25 protein-coding genes and 3 pseudogenes are annotated in these 26839 nt (G+C 57.1%); 9 read left to right on the top strand and 19 right to left on the bottom strand.

Annotated elements, in window-relative coordinates; all coding sequences use genetic code 11:
* The first annotated feature begins 54 nt into the window (after positions 1–54).
* From ACZ9IM_RS11925 to ACZ9IM_RS11900, 6 genes are all read left to right on the top strand, one after another.
* Positions 55–279, top strand: coding sequence for a hypothetical protein (locus ACZ9IM_RS11925; protein ID WP_476223981.1), 225 nt, complete (start codon positions 55–57; stop codon positions 277–279).
* Between the two features lie 282 nt (positions 280–561).
* The gene (locus tag ACZ9IM_RS11920) at positions 562–1632 is read left to right on the top strand and encodes an alkene reductase (RefSeq protein WP_476223980.1); all 1071 of its coding nucleotides are present in this window, start codon (positions 562–564) and stop codon (positions 1630–1632) included.
* Between the two features lie 10 nt (positions 1633–1642).
* Positions 1643–2479 (top strand): pirin family protein, encoded by an 837-nt coding sequence (locus ACZ9IM_RS11915; RefSeq protein ID WP_476223979.1) that lies wholly within the window; start codon positions 1643–1645, stop codon positions 2477–2479.
* 48 nt (positions 2480–2527) lie between these two features.
* The gene (locus tag ACZ9IM_RS11910; RefSeq protein WP_476223978.1) at positions 2528–3718 is read left to right on the top strand and encodes an EmrA/EmrK family multidrug efflux transporter periplasmic adaptor subunit; all 1191 of its coding nucleotides are present in this window, start codon (positions 2528–2530) and stop codon (positions 3716–3718) included.
* Between the two features lie 11 nt (positions 3719–3729).
* Complete coding sequence (locus tag ACZ9IM_RS11905) at positions 3730–5250, top strand: MFS transporter (RefSeq protein WP_476223977.1); 1521 nt, start codon at positions 3730–3732, stop codon at positions 5248–5250.
* 46 nt (positions 5251–5296) lie between these two features.
* Entirely contained in the window at positions 5297–6415 is a 1119-nt protein-coding gene (locus ACZ9IM_RS11900) for an FAD-dependent monooxygenase (RefSeq protein ID WP_476223976.1), read from the top strand.
* A gap of 62 nt (positions 6416–6477) precedes the next feature.
* Here ACZ9IM_RS11900 and ACZ9IM_RS11895 read toward each other — a convergent pair whose 3' ends face one another.
* The 7 genes and pseudogenes from ACZ9IM_RS11895 to ACZ9IM_RS11865 all read right to left on the bottom strand — a co-directional run bounded on the left by ACZ9IM_RS11895 (position 6478) and on the right by ACZ9IM_RS11865 (position 12006).
* Complete coding sequence (locus ACZ9IM_RS11895) at positions 6478–7083, bottom strand: isochorismatase family protein (RefSeq protein WP_476223975.1); 606 nt, start codon at positions 7081–7083, stop codon at positions 6478–6480.
* Positions 7084–7154: 71 nt separating this feature from the next.
* Positions 7155–7250, bottom strand: a pseudogene (locus ACZ9IM_RS11890) (hypothetical protein); the annotation flags it as partial.
* A 266-nt stretch (positions 7251–7516) separates the two neighbouring features.
* Positions 7517–7843: pseudogene (locus tag ACZ9IM_RS11885) on the bottom strand (pirin family protein); the annotation flags it as partial.
* A 32-nt stretch (positions 7844–7875) separates the two neighbouring features.
* Entirely contained in the window at positions 7876–8820 is a 945-nt protein-coding gene (locus ACZ9IM_RS11880) for an alpha/beta fold hydrolase (RefSeq protein ID WP_476223974.1), read from the bottom strand.
* A gap of 159 nt (positions 8821–8979) precedes the next feature.
* A complete protein-coding gene (locus ACZ9IM_RS11875) occupies positions 8980–9927 on the bottom strand; it encodes a SphA family protein (RefSeq protein WP_476224062.1) in 948 nt (315 codons plus the stop codon).
* Positions 9928–10116: 189 nt separating this feature from the next.
* Positions 10117–10881 carry an SDR family NAD(P)-dependent oxidoreductase gene (locus tag ACZ9IM_RS11870; RefSeq protein ID WP_476223973.1) on the bottom strand — a complete coding sequence of 255 codons (765 nt, stop codon included), beginning with the start codon at positions 10879–10881 and terminating at the stop codon, positions 10117–10119.
* 195 nt (positions 10882–11076) lie between these two features.
* Positions 11077–12006 carry a LysR family transcriptional regulator gene (locus tag ACZ9IM_RS11865; protein WP_476223972.1) on the bottom strand — a complete coding sequence of 310 codons (930 nt, stop codon included), beginning with the start codon at positions 12004–12006 and terminating at the stop codon, positions 11077–11079.
* Positions 12007–12137: 131 nt separating this feature from the next.
* Between ACZ9IM_RS11865 and salA the strand changes: the two genes are divergently transcribed.
* The gene (gene salA, locus ACZ9IM_RS11860; protein WP_476223971.1) at positions 12138–13400 is read left to right on the top strand and encodes a salicylate 1-monooxygenase; all 1263 of its coding nucleotides are present in this window, start codon (positions 12138–12140) and stop codon (positions 13398–13400) included.
* A 55-nt stretch (positions 13401–13455) separates the two neighbouring features.
* On the opposite strand, the gene ACZ9IM_RS11855 is transcribed toward salA, so the two are convergent.
* Positions 13456–14352: a LysR family transcriptional regulator gene (locus ACZ9IM_RS11855; protein WP_008049895.1), complete on the bottom strand. Its 897-nt coding sequence runs from the start codon at positions 14350–14352 to the stop codon at positions 13456–13458.
* A 103-nt stretch (positions 14353–14455) separates the two neighbouring features.
* Here ACZ9IM_RS11855 and ACZ9IM_RS11850 point away from each other — a divergent pair, with 103 nt between their 5' ends.
* Entirely contained in the window at positions 14456–15817 is a 1362-nt protein-coding gene (locus ACZ9IM_RS11850; protein WP_476223970.1) for an MFS transporter, read from the top strand.
* Here the strand turns inward: ACZ9IM_RS11850 and ACZ9IM_RS11845 are convergent.
* Entirely contained in the window at positions 15780–16655 is an 876-nt protein-coding gene (locus ACZ9IM_RS11845; RefSeq protein WP_476223969.1) for a LysR family transcriptional regulator, read from the bottom strand. The genes ACZ9IM_RS11850 and ACZ9IM_RS11845 overlap by 38 nt on opposite strands.
* A 134-nt stretch (positions 16656–16789) precedes the next feature.
* Here ACZ9IM_RS11845 and ACZ9IM_RS11840 point away from each other — a divergent pair, with 134 nt between their 5' ends.
* Positions 16790–17728 (top strand): LysR family transcriptional regulator, encoded by a 939-nt coding sequence (locus ACZ9IM_RS11840; protein WP_476223968.1) that lies wholly within the window; start codon positions 16790–16792, stop codon positions 17726–17728.
* 81 nt (positions 17729–17809) lie between these two features.
* Here the strand turns inward: ACZ9IM_RS11840 and ACZ9IM_RS11835 are convergent, their stop codons facing one another.
* From ACZ9IM_RS11835 to ACZ9IM_RS11790, 10 genes and pseudogenes are all read right to left on the bottom strand, one after another.
* Positions 17810–18718, bottom strand: coding sequence for a LysR family transcriptional regulator (locus ACZ9IM_RS11835; RefSeq protein WP_007970773.1), 909 nt, complete (start codon positions 18716–18718; stop codon positions 17810–17812).
* A gap of 103 nt (positions 18719–18821) precedes the next feature.
* A complete protein-coding gene (locus ACZ9IM_RS11830) occupies positions 18822–19214 on the bottom strand; it encodes a nuclear transport factor 2 family protein (RefSeq protein WP_008018091.1) in 393 nt (130 codons plus the stop codon).
* A 54-nt stretch (positions 19215–19268) separates the two neighbouring features.
* Positions 19269–19733 carry an SRPBCC family protein gene (locus ACZ9IM_RS11825; protein ID WP_476223967.1) on the bottom strand — a complete coding sequence of 155 codons (465 nt, stop codon included), beginning with the start codon at positions 19731–19733 and terminating at the stop codon, positions 19269–19271.
* 75 nt (positions 19734–19808) lie between these two features.
* Positions 19809–20573 carry an SDR family oxidoreductase gene (locus ACZ9IM_RS11820; protein ID WP_476223966.1) on the bottom strand — a complete coding sequence of 255 codons (765 nt, stop codon included), beginning with the start codon at positions 20571–20573 and terminating at the stop codon, positions 19809–19811.
* A 98-nt stretch (positions 20574–20671) separates the two neighbouring features.
* A pseudogene (locus ACZ9IM_RS11815) lies at positions 20672–21096 on the bottom strand (4-hydroxy-2-oxovalerate aldolase); the annotation flags it as partial.
* Positions 21097–21206: 110 nt separating this feature from the next.
* Complete coding sequence (gabD, locus tag ACZ9IM_RS11810; protein ID WP_476223965.1) at positions 21207–22649, bottom strand: NADP-dependent succinate-semialdehyde dehydrogenase; 1443 nt, start codon at positions 22647–22649, stop codon at positions 21207–21209.
* 28 nt (positions 22650–22677) lie between these two features.
* Positions 22678–24321, bottom strand: a complete 1644-nt coding sequence (locus ACZ9IM_RS11805; protein WP_476224061.1) for an acetolactate synthase large subunit — start codon at positions 24319–24321, stop codon at positions 22678–22680.
* Between the two features lies 1 nt (position 24322).
* A complete protein-coding gene (locus ACZ9IM_RS11800; RefSeq protein WP_476223964.1) occupies positions 24323–24790 on the bottom strand; it encodes a LysR family transcriptional regulator in 468 nt (155 codons plus the stop codon).
* A 48-nt stretch (positions 24791–24838) separates the two neighbouring features.
* Positions 24839–25858 carry a 4-hydroxy-2-oxovalerate aldolase gene (dmpG, locus tag ACZ9IM_RS11795; RefSeq protein WP_476223963.1) on the bottom strand — a complete coding sequence of 340 codons (1020 nt, stop codon included), beginning with the start codon at positions 25856–25858 and terminating at the stop codon, positions 24839–24841.
* Positions 25859–25868: 10 nt separating this feature from the next.
* Positions 25869–26807, bottom strand: coding sequence for an acetaldehyde dehydrogenase (acetylating) (locus tag ACZ9IM_RS11790; RefSeq protein ID WP_476223962.1), 939 nt, complete (start codon positions 26805–26807; stop codon positions 25869–25871).
* Positions 26808–26839 lie beyond the last annotated feature (32 nt).

Below are 26839 nucleotides of genomic sequence, written 5' to 3'. Positions count from 1 at the left end.
AAAAGTCGGCCATAGTTTGATCATCAGAAAAGTACGCGTCCGAGATCGAAATCTATGCTTTTGGCAGAGGCTTCCGGACTCAGATTTCGCGGCGAGCAAAAAGGACGTTTTCACCGGTCAATGATCAGTCAGTTTGGGCAAACCGACTTTTTCAACAGTATCGGCCGCTTTCTGCCTGTCGCCGCCACCGGCGACAATGGGCAATTCTTTGCCAATCATGGTTACGAAGCGTGCTGGTCAAATCCGATGCAATCGGTGGGCAAACGGGTGGTCATGTGAAGTGCAATTTCGCTACAAAAGAGTCAACAATTGATTTTTCAAGCAGTGTTTGATCGCGCTTTGCAGCTGCCATGCATTCAGCAAGGCTACCTATCCCAACCCGCCCTCCTCCTATTTTCTTGCTTCATCCTCCAATCCTGAAGGTTGAACTCCATCTTAAGGTATTCGCGGAATCCGTTAGAGACATTGCCCCATCAGTGGATCAGTCATTTCAATTTTACCCAGTTTATCCCGCATCAGGATTGATCAATGATGGCTCCATCACTACTGAAGAGCCCCACAATGAATTCTCTCTTTTCTCAAGTCCAGGTCAGTCGCCACACCCTCTCCAATCGTGTGGTCATGGCCCCTATGACTCGTTCGCGTTCCGACGATGCCGGCGTGCCAAGCGAACTGGTTGCGACTTACTACGCACAGCGTGCCAGCGCCGGCCTGATCATCAGTGAAGGCGTGTTCCCCGTTGCGATGGGCAAGGGCTATGTCCGCACCCCAGGCATCGAAACCGCCGAGCAGGTCGCCGCCTGGAAGCAAGTCACCGACGCCGTGCATGCTCGCGGCGGACGGATCTTCATGCAGTTGATGCACTGCGGACGCATTTCCCATCCTTCGTTGTTGCCCAATGGCGCCCAGCCACAGGCACCCTCCGCGATCAAACCCGCCGGCCAGACCTGGACCGCCACGGGCCTTGAGGATTTCGTCACCCCCCATGCACTGAGCGTGGTCGAGATTGCCGCGGTCATCGAGGGCTATCGCCAAGCGGCGCGCCTGGCCATCGAGGCCGGTTTCGACGGTGTCGAGGTGCACGCCGCGTCGGGGTATCTGCCGGAACAGTTTCTCTCCACGGGCAGTAATCAGCGCACGGACGAGTACGGTGGATCGGTTGAAAACCGTGTTCGTTTTGTACTGGACGTACTGGCTGCCATCTCGACAGAAATCGGTGGTGACCGGGTGGGTCTCAAGATCTCTCCTGAGATGAATTTCAACGACATCGTCGATGCCAATCCGCAAGAAACCTACACCTGGCTGGTCGAACAGTTGCACGGGCTGAACCTGGCTTATCTGCACGTTGCCCTGTTTGGCGCCAGCGTCGACTACCACGCGTTGCTGCGTCCACTGTTCGACGGCAGCTACCTGATCGGTGGCGGACTCGATCAGCGCTCCGCCGAAACCCTGATCGCCGAGGGTCGGGCCGATGCTGTCGTGTTTGGTAGTGCCTTCCTTGCCAACCCCGATCTGCCTGAGCGCTTTCGTACAGGCGCCGAGCTTAATGCTCCAGACAAGAACACGTTCTACGCACCGGGCGCGCAAGGGTATATCGATTACCCGGCCATGAGCCCGGCACAGAGCGCCTGAGGAGATTGCCATGACAACCGTCGCACGTTTGCAGCGCATGAATCACGGCAGTCAGTTCCGCGCTTTCAGCCTACGAGGAAATCAGTTCGCCAAGCCTATCGACCCGTTCCTCGCGGTCGATCATGCCTGGATCAGCGGGCCAACGTTTCCACCGCACCCACATGCCGGTTTCTCGGCTGTGTCCTATCTGTTTCTTGATTCCGAGACCGGAATTGATAACCGCGACGCGCTGGGTAATCGCAACCTGATTAAACCCGGTGGGCTGCACTGGACGGCGGCGGGTAAAGGCGTGGTGCACGAGGAGGTGCCGGCCGAGCCGGGCAAGACGGTGCACATGCTGCAGATTTTCATCAACCTGCCGCAGGAGCGCCAAGCAGATGCTCCGTTTGCGCTCAGTCTCGAAGCGCAGGATGTGCCTGTGGTGCGGTTGCCAGGGGTCAAGGTGCGCGTGCCACTGGGCAGTTTCGCCGAGGTGTCGTCGCCCTTGTCCGTGCCCACCGAAGTGACCGTGCTGGACATCTCGCTCGAGGACGGCGCTGAAGTCAGCATCCCGATCCCCGAAGGTCATGTGGCGTTCGTGATGCCGATTGACGGCGAAGTGTGGGTCGACGACCTCCCCTTCAATCTCATCGAGCTCACGCTGCCGGTGAATCTGCCGCTGCATGACGATCGCGCAGTCAGGTTGAGCGCCCCCAAGGGCAACGCCAAGGCTGTGCTGTTTTCTGGCGTCCCGTTGAATCAACCCGTGTATTGGCAAGGACCGCTGGCGCTCGCCTCTCAGCTTGCGCTGACCGAAGCCATTGATGGCTACCAGCGCGGTGCGTTCGGAAAGCTGCAACCTCGTTAACTCAATGTTGACCGAAAAACGCGCCTCCCCAGGCAGGTAAATGACGCTATGACGACAACTACGCCCTCCCCAGCCGCTACCACTCAACAGCAAACGTCGCACCGCCCCACATTGCTGCTGATCGTGGCCATCGTCCTTATGGTCGTTGCCTTGTGCGTTGCCTACCTGCTGAAACTGGATAGCGAATCCACCGACGATGCCTATGTCGACGGCAACGTTGTTCAGGTGACCTCCCAAGTCAGCGGTACCGTAACGGCAATCAACGGCGACAACACCGATCATGTCGATAGCAACGCGCCGTTGGTCACATTGAACGCCGTGGACGCCGAAATTCAGTACGAGCGCGCCCAGTCGAACCTCGCTCGCGCAGTACGCCTGGCACGCACTGAGTACTACCAGGTCCAGCAACTCCTGGCCGAAGTCGAGCAGCGTCGAAACGACGTGCGCAAGGCTCGGGATGATTTGCGTCGGCGCAACCAACTCGCCGACAGTGGTGCCGTTTCTCGTGAAGAGATCAGCCACACCGCCGACGTACTCAAAAACGCAATAGCAGGGCTTGATGGCACCCAACACGCGCTCTCCATTCGGCGCGCGATGGTCGACGACACCACGCTTCGCACTCACCCGGATGTGCTGGTCGCGGCAAGCAACCTGCGTGATGCCTACATCGCCTTGCATCGCACCCAGATCTATTCACCGGTTGCCGGCGTGATCACCAAACGCAGTGTGCAGGTCGGACAAAAAATCAGTCCGGGCGTCGCACTGATGTCGGTGGTGCCGGTTGATCAAGTCTGGGTCAATGCCAATTTCAAGGAATCGCAGATTGAAGATCTGCGTATTGGCCAACCCGTTGAACTGCGTGCGGATGCCTACAGCCGCAGCGTCATCTTCCACGGGACCATCATCGGCCTGGATGCCGGTACCGGCAGCGCTTTCTCCTTGATGCCGGCCCAGAACGCTACGGGCAACTGGATCAAGGTGACTCAACGGGTGCCGGTAAGGATCGCCTTGCGGCCGCAGGAAATAGCACAAAACCCCTTGCGCCTCGGTTTATCCATGCGGGTTTCAGTCGATACCTCCGATCGCAATGGCCCCGTCCTGAACAAGACCGGTGCACAGCAACCGGTTTACAGCACCGAGATTTTCAAGAACGAACTTAAGGATGCCAATGACGTTGTGGAACGCGTGATCAGTGCCAATGAGGGCAGTGACCATGCCCCCAAAAACCTGAAGCTTTGACGGGGCGGATCATGTACAGAAAACACGCTGCCTTGTTGTTCACTGTGGGCTTGCTTTGTGCGCTGGAATATTTACAGGCGGGCATGATCGCTTTTGCCAATGCACCGATTCGCGGCGAAATCGAGGCCAGCCCTGAAGAATTCAGCCTGGTGGCCGCCCTGTATGCCTGTATCGCAGTGGTGGTGATTTCGAAACAGCATTGGCTGACGGAGCGCCTGGGCTGGCGCAATTTCATGCTCGGCTCAATCAGTGTTTTCGTGCTGGGCGCTTTGGTGTGTGGTGTGAGTGCTGATTTGACCAGTTTCACCGTAGGCCGAGTCATCATGGCCCTGGGTGGGGCCTCGTTCATGACGTCGGCACGCCTCATGATCAACCTGATTCCCCCAGGCCCGGGCCGGTTCACGGGAATCAAAGTATTTGCCACCGGGCTCGCTGGCGGGACGGCTGCGGCGCCTTTTATCTCGTCGTGGGTGGTGGCTGAAAATACCTGGCACGCCATCTTCTGGATACTGATCGGCGGCGCCCTGGTTGCAGCAGCACTTTGCGTGCGTTTTCTGCCGACGAGCCCTATCCCCGAGGAGGACCGAACCCCCTCGAGCCTGGCAAGCATTCTCTTGTTGTCGGTCAGCAGTTTCTTTCTGCTCTACATTTTGCAGCGGTCCTACTACGACTTTTATAACGACACCTTCATCATCGTCGGTTGCGCACTCTTGGCAGCACTGGGGATGTACACCTTCTTCCACGCCGAACACAACAAGGCCACGCCTTTCCTGAAAGTCAGAGACTTGATGCAGCCTCGTTACCTCCAGGGTGTGGCGCTGTTTTGCTACGCCTACGTTGTACTGGGCGCCAATAACTACATCTTGCCGTACTTCCTGCAAACGGGACTGGGCTACTCCTGGGACACCATCGGTACATTCCAGGCCATCGGACTGACCGGCACCCTGGCCACCTGGGTCATCATGGCCACTCTCCTTCCAAAGTACCCTGCCCCGAAGAAGTTCTTCATTCTGGGATTCATCGCGCTGGGTGGCTTTGGCTGGCTGCTATCCTCGCTGACGCCCAGCGCCAATATGTGGTCGAACATTCTGCCGGCATTGATTCTCAATGGATGCTTTGTGATGTTGGTCATGTCGACTGCCGCCATGCAGACCTTTCGGGACGTGATGCAAGAAGAGAAGCTCTTCGCGCATGCCTATCAGATCAAAAACATGATGGGACAGATCGCCATGGCGATTGGCACCACGGCCGCCACACTGTTTCTGCAATGGCGCACGACCCTGCAATACAACAACCTCAACGTGCACTTCAGCGCCAGCGACCCTCTCTATGTGGAGCAGACTCAACAGCTGGCGCAAGCACTGTCATCCGAAGTGGGCTCCACCACTGCGAATCAGATCTCGGTGGCGATGCACGCACAAATGCTGCAGCAGCAATCGACCCTGGTCGCCAGCATGGAATATTTCTGGGTCGTGATCGGCGTGGCGGCGATCGCGCTGATCATTTCAGTCACGCAGAAGACCTTCAGATGAACTCGAATATTTTCAGAAATGTTGACGTTATGAGTGCTTACACGCGATGAACACCACGCACCCGGAAATCATTATTGTCGGCGGATCCCTTGCCGGCCTCACGCTGGCGCTCGCTTGCGCGACCAGAGGCGTGCCCGTTCGTGTTGTTGAGCGTTCTGTTGGTCGCGTGCACGGTGGCGACAGCTTGAGCATCGATCTTGACATGGTCGCGGCGACAGTTGGCCATGATCCGCGTACTGCGCCCATTTTGCCCGTGGTCCCCGCCTATCGCGAACTGACAACCTGGCCGGCGCTTTACAGCTGGCTACGGGACCGGGCTGTCGCAACACCCGGCATCGTCCTTGAAGAAGGCAACGCCGTCACCTCGGTCACAGATCTGGGCGATCGGGCACACCTCTCCTTTGCTGACGGAACGCAGAGGGTTGCCGCCGCGGTGATCGGTGCGGACGGATATCGCAGCATCGTTCGCCAGGCGGTCACGCCAGATGTACCGCTTGCCCGCTACGCCGGTTATCTCGTGTGGCGTGGACTGGTCGAGGAGCGAATGCTGACGCGTCCAGTCCAATGGCCATCGGACGGCGGTCTATGGATTGAATTCGTGGGCGGATATCGTCTGGTTGCTGCAGTACTTCCTGGTCGCGACGGTTCGATGGAGCCAGGTCAGCGTCAAGTCACATTCGCATGGTTCGATGTGCATCAGGAAGCATTGCTCCGTAGCACCGGCTGCCTGACCGCCGATGGCCACATCGTGGGCACACTCGGACGCGGGACGATCGATGAAGACGTCAGGTCTGGCTTGGTCGCCCAGGTCCCTCAGGTCTGGCCTGAGATGTGGGCGGAGGCAGTGACAGTCGGCGTGCGCTCAGCGAATGTGTTGAGCGGCGCTCCGATTGCAGAGTACAAACCGCAGCGGTTGGCACGTGGCGCACTGGCCATCATCGGGGACGCTGCCCACGTCGTTTCTCCGATGACCGGGCGCGGCTTTTTGACCGGCGTGGAAGATGCGGCGGTGCTGGCTCAGATGCTCGCAGACCGAAGCGCAGACGACCCCGTTGCCGCCGTGTTGGCCCGCTATGAAGCAGCACGATTGCCCTTCATCCGCGGGTTGGTTACCCATTCAAACCGGATCAGCGCCGAATATCTTCGTTATGCGGCAGTGAACTGATCTGAGAACTGTCGCGTTGCCCGAAGAGCCATGCGCTTCGAGCAACGTGACGGGATCGTGGTTTACTGGATGCCAGCACCCAAGGCTGGGAATACATCGGTGAACAACAAGCCAATCAGCTGCTGTCCGGTAGGTGTAGACCAATCCTGTCCGATCTCTGCCATGAGCGTATTGGTGGCGGTGAGCACGACGCCGGCGTCGTGCATTCGTTGACGAGCGAATTCTTCGGAAAGATCGCTCGGCGAACCCGAAGCATCCAGTACGGCCTGCACGGCAAAGCCTTCGAGCGCAGCATCGATTGCCGGAAAGATAAGACAAACGTCGGTGGTCACACCGGCCATGATCAGATGCTTGCGCCCTGTGGCGAGCACTGCATCGTGGAAGTCGGCGTATTCCCAGGCGTTGACCACACCGGGACGCTTGATCCGTGCCGCGTGCGCTTCTGGGAGTATCGCGGCGATTTCCGGAAGAATCGGGCCCTGGGCTTGATCTTCCTGGCTGGACGTAATCACGACCGGCATGTTGAGGATCTTCGCCATCTTGGCCAGCGCAATCGACTGCTTGGCGGCAAAGTCACGGTCGATGTTTTTGATCAGTTGCATCGTGCCGACCTGATGGTCGATCAGCAACAACGCGGCGTTCTCTGCGGTGAATCGTACGGCAGCCATAGTAGAAATCCTCGTTTCGTTGGGTTCAAACAAAGGGTAGCGGAGGCCCGCTGAACAGCACGACGTTGGCACTGCCCTGCGGGGCTCTCAACTTGACCTCGCGTGGAGTATCTTGCGCCGGGAACACCGGAAGCTTGAGGTCTTCGCGATTGAAGCGCTGGGCCTCCACCTCCACCGTGCCGTCGATTGGCATGGCAAACATGCAGTGGCCTGCGGCAATAGACACACTCAGCTCGGCACCCTCCTCCAGAGAGATGTCGAGCATCGTTACCTCGGTCGGTGGACTCAGCGGGGAGCGCATCTCACGATAGCTCCCCAACGGCACCCGCACCTTGGCACCTGGCTCCTGCATGACAGGCACATCCTGCGCTTCGAGTATCAGCGGGAACGGAGCGATGTCCCTGTTCGACGGAGCGAGAGCGACGAAGATCTGCAGTCCGTGAACCTTTTTGCCGGTTTCGACCGGAACCTCCTCGTGCACCACGCCACGGCCGGCGGTAGTCCAATGCAGGCCGCCCGGTTGAATCACGTTCTGGGTACCGATCGAGTCACGATTGGCCATGCCCGTCTCGGAATCGGGAAGCAGGTAGGACACCGCCGAAATGCCCGCATGCTGGTGTGGCCCAAAGGTCGGCGCGTCCATCCAGTAGTGGTCGACCCCGATGAAGGGGGAGATCAATTCTGCCTCGGTGCGCAGACCAAAACCGTGGAAATGGCCGCCGAGGTTGGCGCGACTAAGCGGGGCGATAACGACAGACATGACGGCAGCCTCTGGCACTAGGGGTATCGTTCTCATCGTGCATAGGGCGCGAAAAACGCCTCAAACGCGGCCAGCAATGCCTCCGGGCGTTCTTCCGCCGGATAGTGACCGCAATCCGGAATGACCACGGTTTCAACATTGGAAGCGACCGTGCGCAACTCGGCCTCGACACTGTCGCCACAGGCAAGCGCACCCGAAAACGCCAGTACCGGTAAGGTCAGACGCGTTGCTTTGCGCGCTTGGTTCTGTGGAATCGACTGATCGATTGCGCGGTAATAGTCGAAGCTGGCCCGCAGGGCTTGTGGATCGCGTTTGAGTTGTTCGATGTAGAAGTCGACCGCGTAACGAGGTACCGCCTCTGGCGCCCCTGCTTTCGTCGCGAACTGGTGACCGAAGTAGAGTTCTTCGCGACCACTGACCAATTGCTCGTTGATGCCCAGCGCCCGATTGAAGTTGAAATGCCAGAGAAAATCACTGAGCCAGCGCTGCTCAGGCAGCAAAGGCGGAGAGTCCGATAAGCCTGGAATAAGCGCCTCGCCCAGCGCAATGCGCTCGACTCGGGCGGGTTGATCGTGTGCCATGGCATAACCGGTCCACATGCCGATGTCATGGCCGGCCATGGCGAAAGACTCATGCCCCAAGGCGTCCATAAGCGCAAACATGTCTTGGGACAAGGTCCTTGAGTCATAACCCTCCTGCGCTTTTTCCGAGAGCCCGACACCCCGCGGATCGGCAGCGATCACGGTGAACGTGCGGGCCAGCGGCAGCATCAGGTAGCGCCACGCAAACCAGTTTTGCGGCCAACCTCCAAGCAGTAGCAACGGCTTGCCCTGCCCGCCAATGACGGCGTGCAGTTTCACGCCGTTGGCAGCGATCTCGTAGCTTTCGAAGACGTCAGTAAAACCTGTTGGCAGCTTGGGTACGTCGTGCACGGAGCCAAAGCCGCTCAGCGTTTTGAAGTGTTCCTTTTGCAGCATCCCAAAGCCCGCCTGATTGATCTAATCACCAGACCATAAATGAGGCACCAGAGACTGACTAGACAGGAAAATCACCAAGGACTGTTGTGCTGATGCACCAATCACGGCGCAAGGGCCACGACTGGCGCCTGCTCAGCAGATGACGCCTGTATGCCAGGCTTAAAATCGCATGACCGCCTGGAGCCAGAGTCGCTCCCCGCGAGCCCTGTTTTCGACAAGCGTTTCATGCTGCCACTTCATCAGTACGCCAAATTCGGGGGTTTGATATTTCACAACAGGGCCATATGCAACGACTTGACCTCGATTGCCGTCCTCCCACACCGACTCACCGTGACGCTCATCATCGCTCACCTGCTTGTACAAATACCCACTGACCCCAACCTGCCAATTTTTATTCAAGCTGTAGCCAAGATGATAGTCAGCATTAATCTCGCGCCCCGACCGGTAATCAGTCGCACGATTCTTGTCGTTTATCATGTAGAGAATCTTGGCGCTTAGCTCCACCTCGTCTATCGGGTTCGCCGTGAAGGAGTACCACGGCGAGTAGGACCACACGTTGGTTCCCACATTGAACAGCCGATCCTTGTCATACGAAGCGGTGGGTGCATAAAAATCCACACCCAGCATCTGATGGAAACGTGGAGAACTCCAACCCAGAAACAGTGGAGTAAACGCCAGATCGGCGAAGCCTTCATCCTTGCCACTGTTGCGGACACGCCCTTGGGGCGTTTCGGTATAAAAACTCACCTGCCCTTTTATGTAGGGCAAGGCTGCACGACTGGCCAGTGTTGCGCCCCATAAGGTGTAGTCGGAATAAACGTAGTCCAGGCATACCGCGAGTGACTGGTAACTGAGGTTGAAGTCCTCAATCCCGGCCATGCTGCGCCCATAGGCCCCCTTTAGTTCAGTCGACTCGTAAGCGGAGCTATAAAAGAAGGTGGTTAACCCTGGCGGCGGCATTCGCCCAGCCAATACGGTATCAAGACCGAGTGGGTAAGCGGTTCCGTTATTTTCAGTAGCGTGAGTTTGGGCACACGTCAGCAGCATGGCCGCCGTGCAGAGCAAGGAAGAGCTTTTGCTGAGCCGCATAGCTTTTACGCGCAACATAAGGATGATCTCGTATGGATTATTATTTTGATTACGAAGATTCATGCGAACAAACAGAACAACCGATGTAACTACTCACAACTACAATAGGGCCTGCCTCTAAGGGGTGTTTATTATTTGCAAGGCAATAGAATCCCTCCTTGTTTCAGGCAGGCCCAATTGAATAATCAAGTTTGGTCTCAGGCAGAGTTACCAGGCAGTGGTACCACCATCGACCCGAATATCAGTACCCGTAATGAAAGAGCTTTCATCAGAGGCCAGGAATAAAGCAGTGGCCGCAACTTCTTCGGGCTTACCCAAACGCCCCAGCATCACTTTGCCCACCATAGCTTCAGCCCACTCGGGATCCTGCAGCAACGGGATTGTTTGCTTAGACTCAATCAACCCTGGGGAAATGCTGTTGGCGCGCAAGCCATGGACCCGGCCTTCCAGCGCCAGTTGGCGAGTCATGGAAAGAACGGCTCCTTTGGCCGCGCTGTGCGCGATTCCGGGGAGCATGCGGTAGGTCGACCATGCCGAAACCGACGCTGTGTTAATGATGGAAGCACCCGGGGACTTGATTAACTCCGGCCAGGCGGCACGCACGAGATGGAAAACCAGATTCAGTTCCTGATCGATTGTTCGATGCCAGTCCTCGTTTGATATCTGATCAATCCAACCAAAATAGGCCATCGCCGCATTATTGAATAACACATCGACGCGCCCAAACTCCGACACCGCCAATTCAACTAGCCGGGTGCAGTTGGCGGGGTCCGTCAAGTCACAATTGTTTAATGAGACCATTTCCCCATCCATGGACTTCACGGCATCAACTGTCTCCTGAGCCGCCTCATGATAGATGTCACACCCCACTACTTTGGCGCCTTGTTGCGCGAACATTAACGCAGCCGCGCGCCCCATTGACCCGCCAGTGCCTGTAATAATGCAAACTTTACCTTGCAGACGATGACTCATAAGCACTCCGTTATTCTTGCTTGTTTTTATAAGAACAGATCTTGCAGTAACACACCCGATCAGTCGTGGTGGTTAATGAGTTGCCGAACTGTAGGTAGACCACTACCTATTGACTAGGCACGAAAATCACCAAGGACTGTTGCGCTCACGCTCCAATCACGGTGAAAGGGTCTAAAAGGGAAATAACAGGCAGGGTCAGAAATTCAAAATGCGGTTATATTCCGGCTCTAACCACTCCGGCTTTTCGGCGTACAACGTACGTGTTAACTCTTTGATGAGTTCTACGGCGCTATCGTTATCATCAAGGCGGTAACTCATGATCAACGGGGAGACCGCTTCTTTGTCGCTTACAAGTCGATAAACCAGCTCACGTCTGAGGTGGCGAGCCGAGGCGGGAATGATGCAATAACCCGACTCCGCGGACGCCAATCCTAACGCTGTCTGAAGATCGCCTACTGCGTGTACCTCCGAGGGTTCGCCACCCTTCGCTCTGATCATGTTCAACACCTGATCAGCGAAGCTTGGATGGAATCGGGAGGGATAAACAATGATCGGCCAGCCACCCAGTTCAGCTAGTGAAACAGGGGTTGATATGGAAGCAAGCTCAAAGGCCGGTGCTATGGCAGCCATAAGGCGCTCCTCTCTGAGCACTATTCGATCGACCTCGGCTGCCTCCGTGTGGATGCGTCCAAACCCTACATCGATCTTCCTTTCTCGTAGCGCAACCATCTGTTCACCAGATGTCATTTCCTCCCATTTCACGTCCAGGTCCGGCCGAACTCTTCGCAAACGGCGAATAATCGTCGTGAGGGCACCATACAAGGCCGAGGCAACGAAACCGATCGTGATCGTCTGACGTGTGCCCAAGGCCGTCTGACGAGCATTTGCCGTCATCTGTTCGAATTTGCCAATGAGTGCTATGGCATCTTCATAGAATCGCTGACCGGCCGGGGTCAGCTGAATGGGGCGTGTCTCACGAAGGAATAGTTGAAAACCCAACTCTTCCTCGAGTAGATGGATCTGCTTGCTAAGTGACGGCTGCGCGACGTGCAGCGACTGCGCTGCCTTGGTGAAATTCCGTGTTCTTGCCACCGCGATAAAACGCTTGATTTGACGGATATCCATGACGGCCTTTCTACCAGGGAGGTTCCCTAGTATAGCCGCGAGGCTATGTTGCATAGGGACAAAGTCTTGGACGCTGCGCATCAAAGTTGCGAAAAATGTCCCACCAATAATCACAATAGAAAGGTGACTCAATGGACCGCAAGCATGCGCTACGTGTAGCCATCGTGGGTGGAGGAATTGCCGGGACTGCCCTGGCACTAGGCCTGATAAAAAAGAGAATGACACACGTCAAGCTGTTTGAAGTCGCCCCCGCTTTCGGTGAAATCGGCGCCGACGTTTCTTTTGGCGCCAATGCTGTACAGGCTATCAAGCAGCTCGGTATCGGCGAGGACTACCATGAAATTGCCGACAGCACTTCTGCCCCCTGGCAGGACGTCTGGTTCGAGTGGCGTCATGCGCACGATGCCTCACTGATTGGTACCAGCGTTGCGCCGGGCGTAGGGCAATCATCTGTCCATCGCGCCGACTTCATCGATCTGTTGGCCAAGCGCCTACCGCAAGGCATTGCGTCATTGGGCAGGCAAGTCGTCGGCTATGAAGAAAACAATAACGAAGTATCACTGAAGTTTTCCGACGGCAGCTCCTACCCAGCCGACGTTGTCATTGCCGCAGACGGAATCAAATCAGCCCTGCGTAATCCCCTGCTTACTGCTGCTGGCCATTCAGCCGTAAAGCCGCGCTTCACCGGCACGTCAGCGTTCAGGGGATTGGTGGAAACGGCGGTACTCCGTGATGCTTATCGTGCGGCAGCACTGGATGAGCACTTACTCAACGTGCCTCAGATGTACCTGAGCGAAGACGCCCACGTCCTGACGTTTCCCGTTAAAAAGGGGCGTCTGATCAACATCGTTGCCTTTGTGTCCGACCGCCATGTCGAACATCCCTCCTGGCCGGCCGACATGCCATGGGTAAAAGCGGCTTCGAAAGAGCAAATGTTGAACAGTTTTGAAAGCTCAGGGCTTGCCGTAAAAACGCTACTTCAATGCATTGAAAACCCGACGCTTTGGGCCCTTCACGATGTGGAGCCGTTACCCACTTATGTCCACGGGCGAGTAGCACTCATTGGCGACGCGGCGCACGCGATGCTGCCACACCAGGGTGCTGGCGCAGGCCAGGGCCTCGAAGATGCTTACTTCCTGGCAGAGTTGCTTTCGAACGAGGCGGCTTCAGCGGCGGATGTACCCGCACTGCTGGCGGCCTACGATGAGGTCCGACGCGAGCGTGCCTCGCGCGTTCAGCGCACGTCCTGGGAAGCCGGTGAGTTGTACGAATACAAGAACCCAACCGTTGGTCGCGATTCCCGGAAATTGAAGGACGCGTTGGAACAGCGCCTAGATTGGGTTTGGCAACATAGTCTGGACGATGAAGTGAAAAAAGCCCTGACACTCTGCTAAATGCGTTTTTCTCGCTCCTTCTGCCAGGTCAATCGTTCCAGATTGACCTGATACGTCACCCATTGAATACCGACATGATCAAGCGCCGCAGCCAGACACTTCTCGGCGCTTCGTGAAAGCGTGCATGCCAGTACTGTTTGAGGTCGTAGCGTGGAATGTCCACGGGAGGCTCGACCATTCGCACGTTCAGATTATGCGTGTACATGTTGGCGACGGTGCGTGGCAACACCACGATCAAATCGGAGCGTTCGATGATCGATGGCACACTCATGTAGTGAGAAGTCTGCAGCACGATGTTGCGGTGGATACCTGCTTTGGTCAGGTGGGCTTCGAACATTTCCTGGCGTCGGCTGCCATCACGTACCTGCAGATGCTCCAGCCTGATGAAGTCCTCCAGGGACAGTTGCTCCCCCGCCAGCGGGTGATCGAGGCGGATCAGACAGACTAGGTCATGAGAGAACAACCGCTGCTGATAGATGTTGGGGGTTGTGAGGTCGGGAAAATAGCCAAGCACCGCATCGACCCGGCCTTCATGCAGGTTCTCCACAAGCTCATCAGGTGCCAGACTGACAGTTCGAATGCGGGTATTCGGTGCCGCGCTGCGCAGGCTCTGGAATAGCGCAGGTAGAAAGACCACTTCACCCACTTCGCTCAGGCAAAAGACGAACTCCTGGTCGCTGGTAGCAGGGTCGAAGGTCGGGCCGCTGAGGATGTCCCGGTCGATTATTTCGATCACTTCGCGGGTGCGCTCAATGATGCCTTGCGCCCGTGGCGTCGCCTCCATCACGTTACCCGAGCGAATGAACAGTGGGTCCCCCAGTGAGTGACGCAGGCGAGCCAGTGCCGCACTGGTTGCGGGCTGGCTCATGCCTAGCCGCTTCGCCGCCGCGGTGACATTGCCGGTTTCATAAACGGCTAGCAGGACGCGGAGCAAGTTGAGGTCGGTGCGCATAGGTATAACAAAACCAGATAGTTTGAATAATTAGAATTGGCTTCCTTTATTTAAAGCGCTTGGCGACGATCACGTCCAGATAAAAAAAATAAAAGGTAGCCGCATGAACCCTGACAACGCCCGAATTGGCGAGATCATCGACAGCGCGAAGATCTCGCCATACCAGGTCGTCATCCTTGCCTTGTGCTTCCTCATCGTCCTGGTGGATGGTTTCGATACCGCAGCCATTGGTTACATCGCCCCGTCGCTGCGCGAAGAATGGGGTCTGTTGCCTGCCCAGTTGTCACCGGTTTTCGGAACCGGATTGTTCGGCTTGATGGTCGGCAGCCTGATACTGGGGCCGGTCGCCGATGCCATCGGGCGTAAAAGCGTTTTACTGATTTCAGTGCTGGTATTTGGTCTCGCCACCCTGGCCAGCGCCTATACCCAATCGATCGAGTCGCTTACGATTCTGCGCTTTATCACCGGCATCGGCCTGGGAGGGGCGATGCCGGCGTGCATTGCCTTGAGCGCCGAATACTCCCCCGCCCGCCGGCGCATGATCATGGTGACCTTGAGCTGGAGTGGCTTCACGGCTGGCCTTGCCTTGGGCGGCATGCTCGCCGCACACATGATTCCTGCATTCGGCTGGCGTTCGGTGCTGGTGCTCGGTGGCATCATGCCGCTGGCGCTACTGCCACTGTTGGCTTGGCTAATGCCTGAGTCGGTTCGGTTCATGGCGTCCTCGGGCAAACATGCCGACGCCTTGCGTCGGGTGGTCGAACGCATCACCCGAAAGAGCTGGAGCGGTATAACGATCCTCGATGACGAACGCCCGGCCCAGGTCAGGTCGCCAATCTCGCAGCTGTTCATCGACGGCCGATTGGTCCGGACATTGCTGCTGTGGGTGACCTTCTTCTGCTCGCTCTTTGTGTTTTATCTGCTGACCAGCTGGCTGCCGACCCTGCTCAAAGATGCCGGCTACGATATTGCTTACGCTTCACGTATTGGCGCCATGGTGCCGCTGGGCGGTATCGTCGGCGCCATTCTCATGGCCCTGCTGATGGATCGCGTCGGCCCCTACCCTGTGCTGACCCTCTCGTACTCGGTGACAGCTGTGGTCATTGCCGTCACGGGCTATCTGATGGGGGATCCCTATCAGCTGGCCGCCATGGTTTTTCTCATCGGCTTTGGTGTAGCCGGTGCGCAAAATGGCCTCAATCTGGTGTCAGCCACCTTGTACCCCACCGCCGCCCGGGTGACCGGGGTGAGTTGGGCAATGGCCGTCGGCCGTTGCGGTTCAATTGTCGGCTCGATGCTGGGCGCCTGGTTTATTTCCACCGCGGGCACATCACAGGTCTTCTTCCATTGGTTGGCGCTTCCTGTGCTGATCGGCGCGACAGCAATAGGTGGCCTTTATTGGCTCAGCACTAGCCGGACTCAGCCAGTCAAGCGTGCTCAAGGTGCTCACGCAGAAACTCAATGAAACGTTGAGTTTTTGCAGGCAAAAGGCGGGTTTCAGTGAGGGCATACACCGGGATCGGATTGGCGTGCCATTGGGCCAGTACCGGTTGCAGCAAGCCAGTGTGCAGATCGTCCGCGGCAATGCCTTCAGGCAGCAGCGCTATCCCCAGATCCAGTGTCGCCAATCGCCGAAGCATCCCGACGCTATTGAGTTGAAACCGTCCACCCACCTCGATTTCCACCACTTCGCCTGCGTGGGAGAGCTGCCACTTGCCAGCCTTTCGCAGTCGCAGGCATTCGTGGTTTATCAGCTCAGACGGATTGCGGGGCGCTCCATTGAGTTCCAGATAACGAGGCGAAGCGTACAAACGACGAGAGAGGCTCGCCAGCTTGCGTGCAATCAGATTCGAATCTGCCGGTTCGCCCATGCGAATAACCACATCGACGGGTTCGCTGACCAGGTCGACCTGGCGCGGCGTGAGGTCGAATTCAAAGCTGATGCCAGGGTACCGTCGGGCGAACTCGGCGATGAGGGGCGCCAGGTAAATGTTGGCGAAATCCACCGGCAATGACGCGCGCAAAAGGCCGCTTGGATGCGCGAGCATTTCACCCAGCTGCTCGTGCGCCAGCCGCGCCTCGTCAACGATTCGCTTGCAGCGGTCAAAGTACAATTGCCCTGCTTCGGTCAATTCGATCTTGCGCGTGGTGCGATTTAACAGTCTCAAGCCAATGGCCTTTTCAAGCCCGCTGATGCGTCGCGACAAGGTCGAATTGGGCATCGCCATCGCTTCTGCGGCTTTGCGAAAACTGTGGGCTTTGACGACCTCGACGAACAACGCCATGTCGTTCAGAAGTTCCATATTGATTGCTCCATCAGTGGATCAGTCATTTCAATTGTAGCCAGTTTATCCCGCATCCAGCTTGATCAATGATGGCTACATCAGCCTTCGCCGTTAACGGTTGCTCAACGGCCCCCGCAGGAGAGCGTCACTGCATGAAAGACCTTAATGACCTTTATTACTTTGTACTGGTGGTCAAACATGGAGGGTTCTCGGCAGCGGCACGGGCAACGGGCATTGAAAAAACGTTGCTCAGTCGTCATATCGCGGATCTTGAATTGCGGATGGGGGCCAGGCTGTTACATCGCACAACGCGCCAGGTTTCGCTGACCGAAGCCGGCCATCATTTCTTTACGCTCAGCCAACCCGTTGTCGAGGGTGCGCATACCGCCTATGAAAGCGTGGAGCACCTTCGACGAGAACCCGTCGGGTTGGTACGGTTGAGCTGTCCTCAGGTGATGGCGCAGAGTTATTTAGCCCCCCTGCTGCCTGGGTACATGGAAAAACATCCGAAGGTACGGCTTGAGTTGAATGCCGTAGATCGAGAGGTCGACCTCTTTGAAGAGCGCTTCGACGTGGCCTTGCGATCGCGTGCCCGGATTGAAGAAACAGCCGGGTTGGTCGCAAAGGAATTAGGGGCAACCAGGCAGATTCTGGTCGCAAGCCCCCGCTTTCTCGATCGTGTCGGCCGGCCTGCCACGATCAATGCCCTCTCGGAAATCGAGACGCTTTCGCGCCCTGGTGACATCCATGATGGCGTCGGTCGCTGGTTCCTGCGCAGTTCATCAGGTGAAGAACTGCTGGTCAGCCATCAGCCACGTCTTATATGCGACGACCTGCGTATGCAGTTGGAAGCTGCTGTTAATGGACTGGGTGTCGCCTTGTTGCCGGAACCCATAGCCGCCGCTTCGGTGCGCGCGAAGGCTCTGGAAGTCGTCATCCCCTCCTGGACCGGTGCAACGCATATCATCCATCTGCTCTACCCCAAACCGAAGGGTATGTTGCCCTCCGTTCGCAGCCTGATCGACTACCTGAGCCTCCATTTACCCCAGAGCATCCAGGAGCGAAGCATCACCGTTGAGCGCGTCGCCTGATGAAGGCGAAGGCCGCGCCGATTGATGTTTTGAGTTCGGGGAACATAACGCCTTAATGGCCACGGTTCCCTTTGAAAGCGACTATTGCCAGGCTGATTGTTGGCTGCGCAGTACCTGGCCGACCATTTCTCTCAACCACTTGTTCTGAGGGTCACGGTGAAATCGGTCATGCCAGTACAGATCAATCTCGAACGAGGGTATTTGCAGGGGCAGAGGGTGTATGACGAGAGGATAAAAGCGCGCCAGGGTTTTACCCAGGGAAATGGGCAGCGTCCATATCATGTCGGTATCCAACAGCAAGTGCGGAGCGGACAAGAACTGAGGGGTGCGCATTTTAATGCAGTCTCTGCCGCCCGCATCGACCAAAGCACGCTCCAGTGCCTGGTGACCGCCACCACCTGACTCCACCAACAAATGCTCACTGGCGACAAAGGCTTCGAGGCTCAAGCCGCGATGTGCCAAGGGGTGGTCTTTGCGCATGGCGCAGACGTAATACTGAGAAATAACAGGCGTACGGTGAATGTCAGTCTGAAGGGTCGGCAAAAAGCCGAGCGCCAGGTCGATTCTGCCAGTGGACAGGCCATTGAGCGTCTCATCCATCCCACCCACGACGGTGTGTATTCGAGCTTGAGGTGCAACCCTGGACAATTCGCTCAAGATGGGCGGCAAACAAACGACCTCGCCAATGTCGCGCATTCTAAAGACGAATGATTTTTCACAATTTTTCGGATCGAACACCGGCATTTGGCTTCCTGCCTCCCTGACCATCGCAAGGGAGGCCAACAGTCGCGGCGCGATATGGACACAAAACGGCGTCGGCTCCATTCGGCGACCGACCAGCGTAAACAACCTGTCTCCATAATCGTTTCGCAACCGCTTGAGCGAACCGCTGACGGCAGCCTGCGTAACACCCAAATTCTGCGCCGCAATGGAGGCTGAGTGGTCTCGCCACAACGCCTCAAAGGTATAGAGCAGATTCAAATCCTTCATCGAAATGCCTTGACTGAAATTCTCAAACCAAAACACTGCACTCGCCAGCAAAGCGGCGTGGGCTTCGACTGGCAAGTGCAGCTCAACTGGCACTCATGAGTGGTTATGCAGACGCTTGGATAACATTACCAGCAGATGCGCTGCTGTACAGGGGCGAAATATCAATGTGTATTCGATAATCATTGATCAATCGTGAAGCATTGAAGTGAACAACGACACAACAAGGAACATTGATAATCGTGCCGTCATGCTGGGTGTAATAGGTATCAAAACGCATGATTGTCGTGTTGCCTTCGCTCCACACGCCTTGAAGAATGTGTTCCAGCGAGGCTATTTGGGTAAAAAATGACTCAATCGCCGCCCTGACACCCTCTTTCCCCACTACTTCCGGGGAATTGCCAAACCGAAACACGACGTCATCGGTCAGATAACTCAAAAAACCTTCGACCGACATCCGATCGACACTTTCAAACATACCTGTCAATTCATGGTTCATTGCACGCCTCATTTCTTGTTTTTGTTTTTTCATTTCTGGTCGCTGCGGTGAATCTTATGCCGCTTTGCTGACCTTGTTACGGATGGCTTGTAGGGTGGATCGTACGGCGCTCAGGTAGGACGTCTGCATGCCGGTTGAGAACTCGACTTCCTTCTCGCTGCCCGCTGGTACGCCCGGCAGGGAGAAATCGAAGGAGAAGCGCAGGAACAATTCGCCATCCTCTTCCTCGATGACGTTCTTGATCAGACCACGGGCATTACCGGAGAGGCGCACGAACTCGACTTGCTGCTCTTCAGTAAGAAGGACCATTTCCTGAAGGCGCTCACCGTAAAGCACCACTTCGCGGATAAAGGTATTGCCCTGGTCCTCAACGACATTACATTCGGTAATGGCATCAACGAACGGCACCGCATTGCGAGCCTTGCTCACCAACCCTTCCCATATCTGGTTGCGGTTCAGGTTCACACCGCCCGACTCCTCAGGGGCATTGACTTTCAAGCGACGACTTACATTGATCATGGGGGTACTCCGAGGTTTCAGGTTCAAAAGTGACCGACTCCCTGTCGAGTGTCAGGGACAGTCTGTCAGGGGGTCTCAAACGGTGAGATAACCACCGTCTACGGCCATTGCCGTACCGGTCACAAAACTGGCGTCATCGGACAGCAGCCATAGCGCAGCCTTGGCGATTTCTTCCGGTTTTCCGAAACGACCGATAGGGTGTCGTTCGCGCAATGCAGCGAACTGTTTGGCAAAATTGGGCTCTTCGCTCGCACGCACGATCATTGGCGTTTCGATGATCCCTGGCATGATTGCGTTAACCCGGATGTTGAGGGTGCCATAGTCGACGGCCGCAGCCTTGGTCAAACCGACCACCCCATGCTTGGCAGCGATATAGTCCGAGGCAGCGGCAATCGCTACCGAGCCCAGGGACGAAGCGGTGTTCACGATGGCGCCACCGCCACTGTTCAACATGGCCCGGATCTGATGCTTCATGCAGTAGAAAACACCGGTCAGGTCGATGCGGATAATGCGATCCCACGCCGCAGACGAAATTTCATGCAGAGGCAAATTGCTTTGCTCGACCCCTGCATTGTTGAACGCGCCATGCAGACGGCCAAATCGAGTGACGACATCATCGACTGCTGCGGCCACAGCGTCTTCGTCGGTAACGTCGCAGATGATTGAATAAGCCTTGCCACCGGCAGCCGTGACAACGCTGGCGGTTTCTTCGATGCCTAGGGCATCGCGATCAAGCAGCACAACTCTGGCGCCCGCTTTGGCAAAAGCCAGTGCAGAGGCACGGCCAATACCGCCTGAGGCGCCAGTGACAATGATGTTCCGGTCGTCAAGGTTGCTCATATCCACACTCTCGTTTTGTAATGCCACTTACTGTATTTACCGGGGCAACGATCGGGAATCCCGTAAAACCACCAAAGACTGTTGCGCTGTTGCACCAATCAGCGGCGGGTCAAATCCAGCACCACATCGACGATCATGTCCTCTTGCCCACCGATCATTTTCCGCCGACCCAATTCGACCAGGATGTCGACGGTACGCAACCCATAGCGCTGGGCCGCCGCTTCGGCATGACGCAGGAAGCTGGAGTAAACGCCGGCATACCCCAGCGCCAGCGTCTCGCGATCTACCCGTACCGGCCGGTCCTGCAGCGGGCGGACGATGTCATCGGCGGCATCCATCAGGGTGTAGAGATCGGTGCCATGGTTCCAGCCCAGTCGCTCGGCCGCGGCGATGAACACCTCCAGCGGCGCGTTGCCTGCACCGGCCCCCATTCCAGCCAGGCTGGCGTCAACGCGATCACAGCCCTGTCCACCGCGGCGATGGTGTTGGCAACCCCCAGGCTCAGGTTGTGGTGGGCATGGATAGCCGCAGAGCGATAACTTCAGTGATATGAAAGGACAGAAGAAAAAATCGGAGCCGGACTCGCCGGCCCCATTCCTTTCAGTCAATCAGACTAATAAGGTTGAAAACCTATTACACGCTCAAACACAGATACTTGATTTCCAGATAGTCTTCGATGCCGTACTTGGAGCCTTCACGGCCCAGGCCCGAGGCCTTGATGCCGCCGAACGGCGCGACTTCGTTGGAGATCAACCCGGTGTTGACGCCGACCATGCCGTATTCCAGGGCTTCCGCCACGCGGAATACACGGCCCAGGTCGCGAGCATAGAAGTACGAAGCCAGACCGAACTCGGTGTCGTTGGACATCGCGATCACCTCGGCTTCGTCTTTGAAGCGGAACAGTGGAGCCAGTGGGCCAAAGGTTTCTTCCTTGGCTACGGCCGCGTTGTTCGGCACATTGGTCAGGATGGTCGGCTCGAAGAAGTTGCCTTCCATGACCTTGCCACCGGCCAGCACGGTTGCGCCTTTGCTGATCGCGTCGGCGATGTGCTCTTGCACCTTGGCCACGGCTTTTTCGTCGATCAGCGGGCCAGTGGTGGTGCCTGCTTCCAGACCGTTACCGATCTTGAGTTTGGCCACGGCCACTTTCAGCTTCTCGGCGAACGCGTCGTAGACCGAATCCTGAATGTACAGACGGTTGGCGCAGACACAGGTCTGACCGTTGTTGCGGTACTTGGAAATGATCGCGCCTTCGACGGCCTTATCCAGGTCCGCGTCGTCGAACACGATGAACGGCGCGTTGCCGCCCAGTTCCAGGGACACTTTCTTGATGTCCTTAGCGCATTCAGCCATCAGCTGACGACCGATTTCGGTCGAGCCCGTGAAGGACAATTTGCGCACGATCGGGTTGCTGGTCAGCTCGCTGCCGATGTCGCCGGCGCTGCCGGAAACAACGCTGAACACACCGGCTGGAATGCCGGCACGCTGGGCCAGCTCAGCCAAAGCGAATGCGGAAAACGGAGTTTGCGAAGCAGGCTTGAGCACCATGGTGCAACCGGCGGCCAGGGCCGGGCCGGCTTTACGGGTGATCATCGCGGCCGGGAAGTTCCACGGGGTGATTGCTGCGGTCACGCCGATTGGCTGCTTGATCACGATCAGGCGCTTGTCTGGCTGGTGGCCCGGAATCACGTCACCGTAGATGCGCTTGGCTTCTTCGGCGAACCACTCGATGAAGGAAGCGGCGTAAACGATTTCGCCCTTGGCTTCGGCCAATGGCTTGCCTTGTTCCAGGGTCATCAGGCGAGCCAGGTCGTCCTGGTTCTCGATGATCAGTTCGAACCAGCGACGCAGCTTGTTCGCACGGTCCTTGGCGGTCAGTGCACGCCAGGCCGGCAGCGCTTTGTCAGCGGCTTCGATCGCACGGCGGGTTTCGGCAGCGCCCATTTTCGGTACGGTGCCCAGAATTTCGCCCGTTGCCGGGTTGTTGACCTTGATCGTCTGACCATTGTCCGCATCTACCCAAGCGCCATCGATGAAGGCTTGCTGGCGGAACAACTGAGTGTCTTTCAGCTGCATGACGTTTCCTTTTCTGAATGGGGTTGGCTTAAACCAAAGCGCTACGTCTTTTAAGCTCATGGTTCAGAATGAAATCGTTCTCGGAATAATCCACCGGGCAATCGATAACGTGCACACCCGGCTCACTGATGCAGCGCTGCAGTAGCGGCAAGAATTCTTCGGCGCTTTCCACCCGGTGGCCCTTGGCGCCATAGCTTTGCGCATACATGACGAAATCCGGGTTGCCGTAGTCCAGACCAAAATCAGTGAACCCCATGTTGGACTGCTTCCAACGGATCATGCCGTAGCCATCATCGCGTAGGATGATGACCGTCAGGTTCATCTTCAAACGTACGGCGGTTTCCAGCTCCTGGCTGTTCATCATGAAGCCGCCGTCACCGCACACAGCTACCACAGGACGATCCGGATAGACCAAATGTGAAGCCATCGCCGAAGGCAGGCCCGCACCCATCGTTGCCAAGGCATTGTCTAACAGTACGGTGTTGGGTTTATGTGCCTTGTAGTTGCGCGCGAACCAGATTTTGTAGATGCCGTTATCCAGAGCCACGATGCCTTCGGAGGGCAAGGCACGACGTACGTCGGCGACAAAGCGCTGCGGGTAGATCGGGAAACGGTTGTCGTCCGCGCCCTCGATCACTTGGGCCTCGTTGGATTCACGGATCGTCATAAGGCGGGTGAAGTCCCAGTGTGAAGTGTCATTCAAGGCTTCGCCGATCTGCCAAACAGCATTGGCGATATCGCCGATCACTTCGACCTGTGGGAAGTACACCGGATCGACTTCGGCGGAGCGGAAGTTGATGTGGATGACTTCGGTGCCGCCACGGACCATGAAAAATGGCGGTTTCTCAATCACGTCGTGGCCAATGTTTACGATCAGATCAGCCGCCTCGACAGCACGGTGCACGAAGTCGCCGGAAGACAGTGCGGCATTGCCAAGGAAGCGTGGATGACGCTCATCTACCACACCTTTGCCCATCTGAGTGGTGACAAAAGGGATGCCGGTCTTGTCGATCAGTTGCTTGAGTACCTTGGCAGTCATCTTGCGATTGGCGCCGGCACCAATCACCAGGATCGGGCTACGGGCTGTCTGCAATTTCTCGACTGCGGCCTCGATGGCCTTGTGTTCGGCCAGCGGACGACGATGCAGGCTCGGAGGAATTGGCCGGCTTTCGGTCTGCTCCGCGGCGATGTCCTCGGGAAGTTCAAGATGAACCGCTCCGGGCTTCTCTTCCTCAGCAAGGCGGAAGGCTTCACGCACACGCGAGGGAATGTTGTCAGCGGACGCCAACTGGTGGGTGTACTTGGTCAGCGGTTGCATCATCCCAACAACATCAAGAATCTGGAAACGGCCCTGCTTGGACTTTTTGATTGGCTTCTGCCCGGTAATCATGAGCATTGGCATTCCACCCAAGTAGGCATAGGCGCCAGCAGTGACCAGGTTCGTAGCGCCAGGGCCAAGGGTCGATAAGCTGACTCCCGTTTTGCCGGTTAACCGGCCATAGGTTGCCGCCATGAAACCAGCCGATTGCTCATGCCGAGTGAGAACGAGACGGATGTTGGAGCGCCTGAGTGATTCAAGTAAATCCAGGTTCTCTTCACCAGGAATCCCGAACACGAACTCTACGCCCTCGTTCTCGAGGCACTGCACTACGACGTCTGAAGCCTTGAGCATTTCACTCTCCTCTAAAATCATGTATCCGCGCTTGAGGTGCAACTTTGGACAATTCGCTTACGATGGCGGGGAACCTAACGACTTCGCCAACGTTGCGCATTCTGATGGTAAATGTCTTTTCACAACTTTTCGGATCAAACACCGGCATTTGGCTTCCAGCTTCCCTGACCATCGCAAGGGAGGCCAACAGTCGCGGCGCGATGTGGACACAAAATGGTGTAGGTTCCATTCGGCGACCTACCAGCGTAAACAACCTGTCACCATAGTCGTTTCGTAACCGCTTGAGCGACCCGCAGACGGCTGCCTGCGTCACACCCAGATTCTGCGCCGCAATTGAAGCGGAGTGGTCTCGCCACAACGCCTCAAAGGTATAGAGCAGATTTAGATCTTTCATCACAGCGCCCTGACTGATATTCAGAAACCAAAACACTGCACTTGCCAGCAAAGCGTCGTGGGCTTCGACCGGCAAGTGCAGTAAAACCGGAATTCTTGAATGTTATGCGGACGCGTGGATAACTCAACGTCGTGTCAGGTCCAGTGCCACATCGACGATCATGTCCTCTTGCCCACCGACCATTTTTCGCCGCCCCAATTCGACCAGGATGTCGACGGTACGCAACCCGTAGCGCTGGGCCGCCGCTTCGGCATGACGCAGGAAGCTTGAGTAGACGCCGGCATAACCCAGCGCCAGCGTCTCGCGATCTACCCGCACCGGGCGGTCCTGCAGCGGACGGATGATGTCATCGGCGGCATCCATCAAGGTGTAGAGGTCGGTGCCATGATTCCAGCCCAGTCGCTCGGCGGCAGCGATGAACACCTCCAATGGCGCGTTGCCCGCCCCCGCCCCCATGCCAGCCAGGCTGGCGTCAATGCGGTCACAGCCCTCTTCCACCGCGACGATGGAGTTGGCCACGCCCAGGCTTAAGTTGTGGTGGGCGTGCATGCCGGTTTCGGTTTCCGGCTTGAGTACCGCCTTGAACGCACGGAAACGTTCGCGGATGTCCTGCATGTTCATCGCCCCACCGGAGTCGGCCATGTACACGCAGGTCGCGCCGTAGCTCTCCATCAACTTGGCTTGGGCGGCCAACTGCTCGGCCGGAATCATGTGGCTCATCATCAGGAAACCGACGGTGTCCATGCCCAGCTCGCGGGCATATTCGATGTGCTGTTTCGACACATCGGCCTCGGTGCAATGGGTGGCGATGCGCACCACCCGGGCACCGGCGTTGTAGGCTGCTTTCAGGTCATGCACGGTGCCGATGCCGGGCAACAACAAGGTAGTGATCTTGGCGTGGTTGATCACGTCGGCGGCGGCTTCGATCCATTCCAGATCGGTGTGGGCGGCGAAGCCGTAGTTGAAGCTCGACCCTTGCAGGCCATCACCGTGCGCCACTTCGATCGAATCGACCTTGGCTTTGTCCAAGGCGCGGGCGATGTCCTGCACGTTCTGCAGCGAATACTGGTGACGAATCGCGTGGCTGCCGTCGCGCAGGGTGACGTCGGAGATGTAGAGTTTTTTGCCGGGATTGAAAGTCATGTCGGTCTCCTCAGGCGTTGAGCATCGACTGCGCCATGCGCTCGGCGGTGGCCAAGGCAGCGGAAGTCATGATGTCGAGGTTGCCGGCATAGGCTGGCAGGTAGTGGGCGGCGCCTTCGACTTCGAGGAACACTGAGGTCTTGAGACCGGAGAACTTGCCAAGACCCGGTATGTTCAGTGGTGCGTCTTCAGGGATGACGTCGAACTGGACTTTTTGCTTGAGGCGATAGCCCGGCACATAGGCCTGTACGGCGGCTGCCATCTCTTCGATGGAGGCCTCGACCAGTGTCTGATCAGCGGCTTCGGACAGCACAAACACCGTGTCACGCATCATCAGCGGCGGTTCGGCCGGGTTCATCACGATGATCGCCTTGCCCTTGGCTGCGCCACCGATCGCTTCGATAGCCTTGGAGGTGGTTTCGGTGAATTCGTCGATGTTGGCACGAGTGCCAGGGCCAGCGGATTTGCTGGCGATCGAGGCGACGATTTCGGCGTAGTGCACCTTGGCCACTCGCGATACCGCCGCGACCATCGGGATGGTCGCCTGGCCACCGCAGGTGACCATGTTGACGTTGAGTTGGCCGAGATTCTGCTCCAGATTGACCACCGGCACGCAGTACGGGCCGATGGCCGCGGGCGTCAGGTCGATCAGGCGAATGCCGGGTTTGATCGAGCGCAGGAAGGCGTCGTTCTTCACATGGGCGCCGGCCGAGGTGGCATCGAAGACGAATTCGATGTCCTTGAAGACGTCCATACGGGTCAGGCCTTCAACGCCTTCATGGGTCACGGCTACTCCCATGCGTTCGGCGCGGGCCAGGCCGTCGGAAGCCGGATCGATACCTACCATGGCGGCCATTTTCAGGTGCTTGCCGTGACGCAAAATCTTGATCATCAGGTCAGTGCCGATGTTGCCCGAGCCGATGATGGCGACGCTGATTGGATTGCTCATTGTTATTGTCCTGTCATTGCACGCTGCCTGGG

This window comes from Pseudomonas sp. TE12508 (assembly GCF_056279485.1).
Note: the sequence above shows the minus strand (reverse complement) of the source record. Positions and strands in the feature narration are given on the sequence as shown.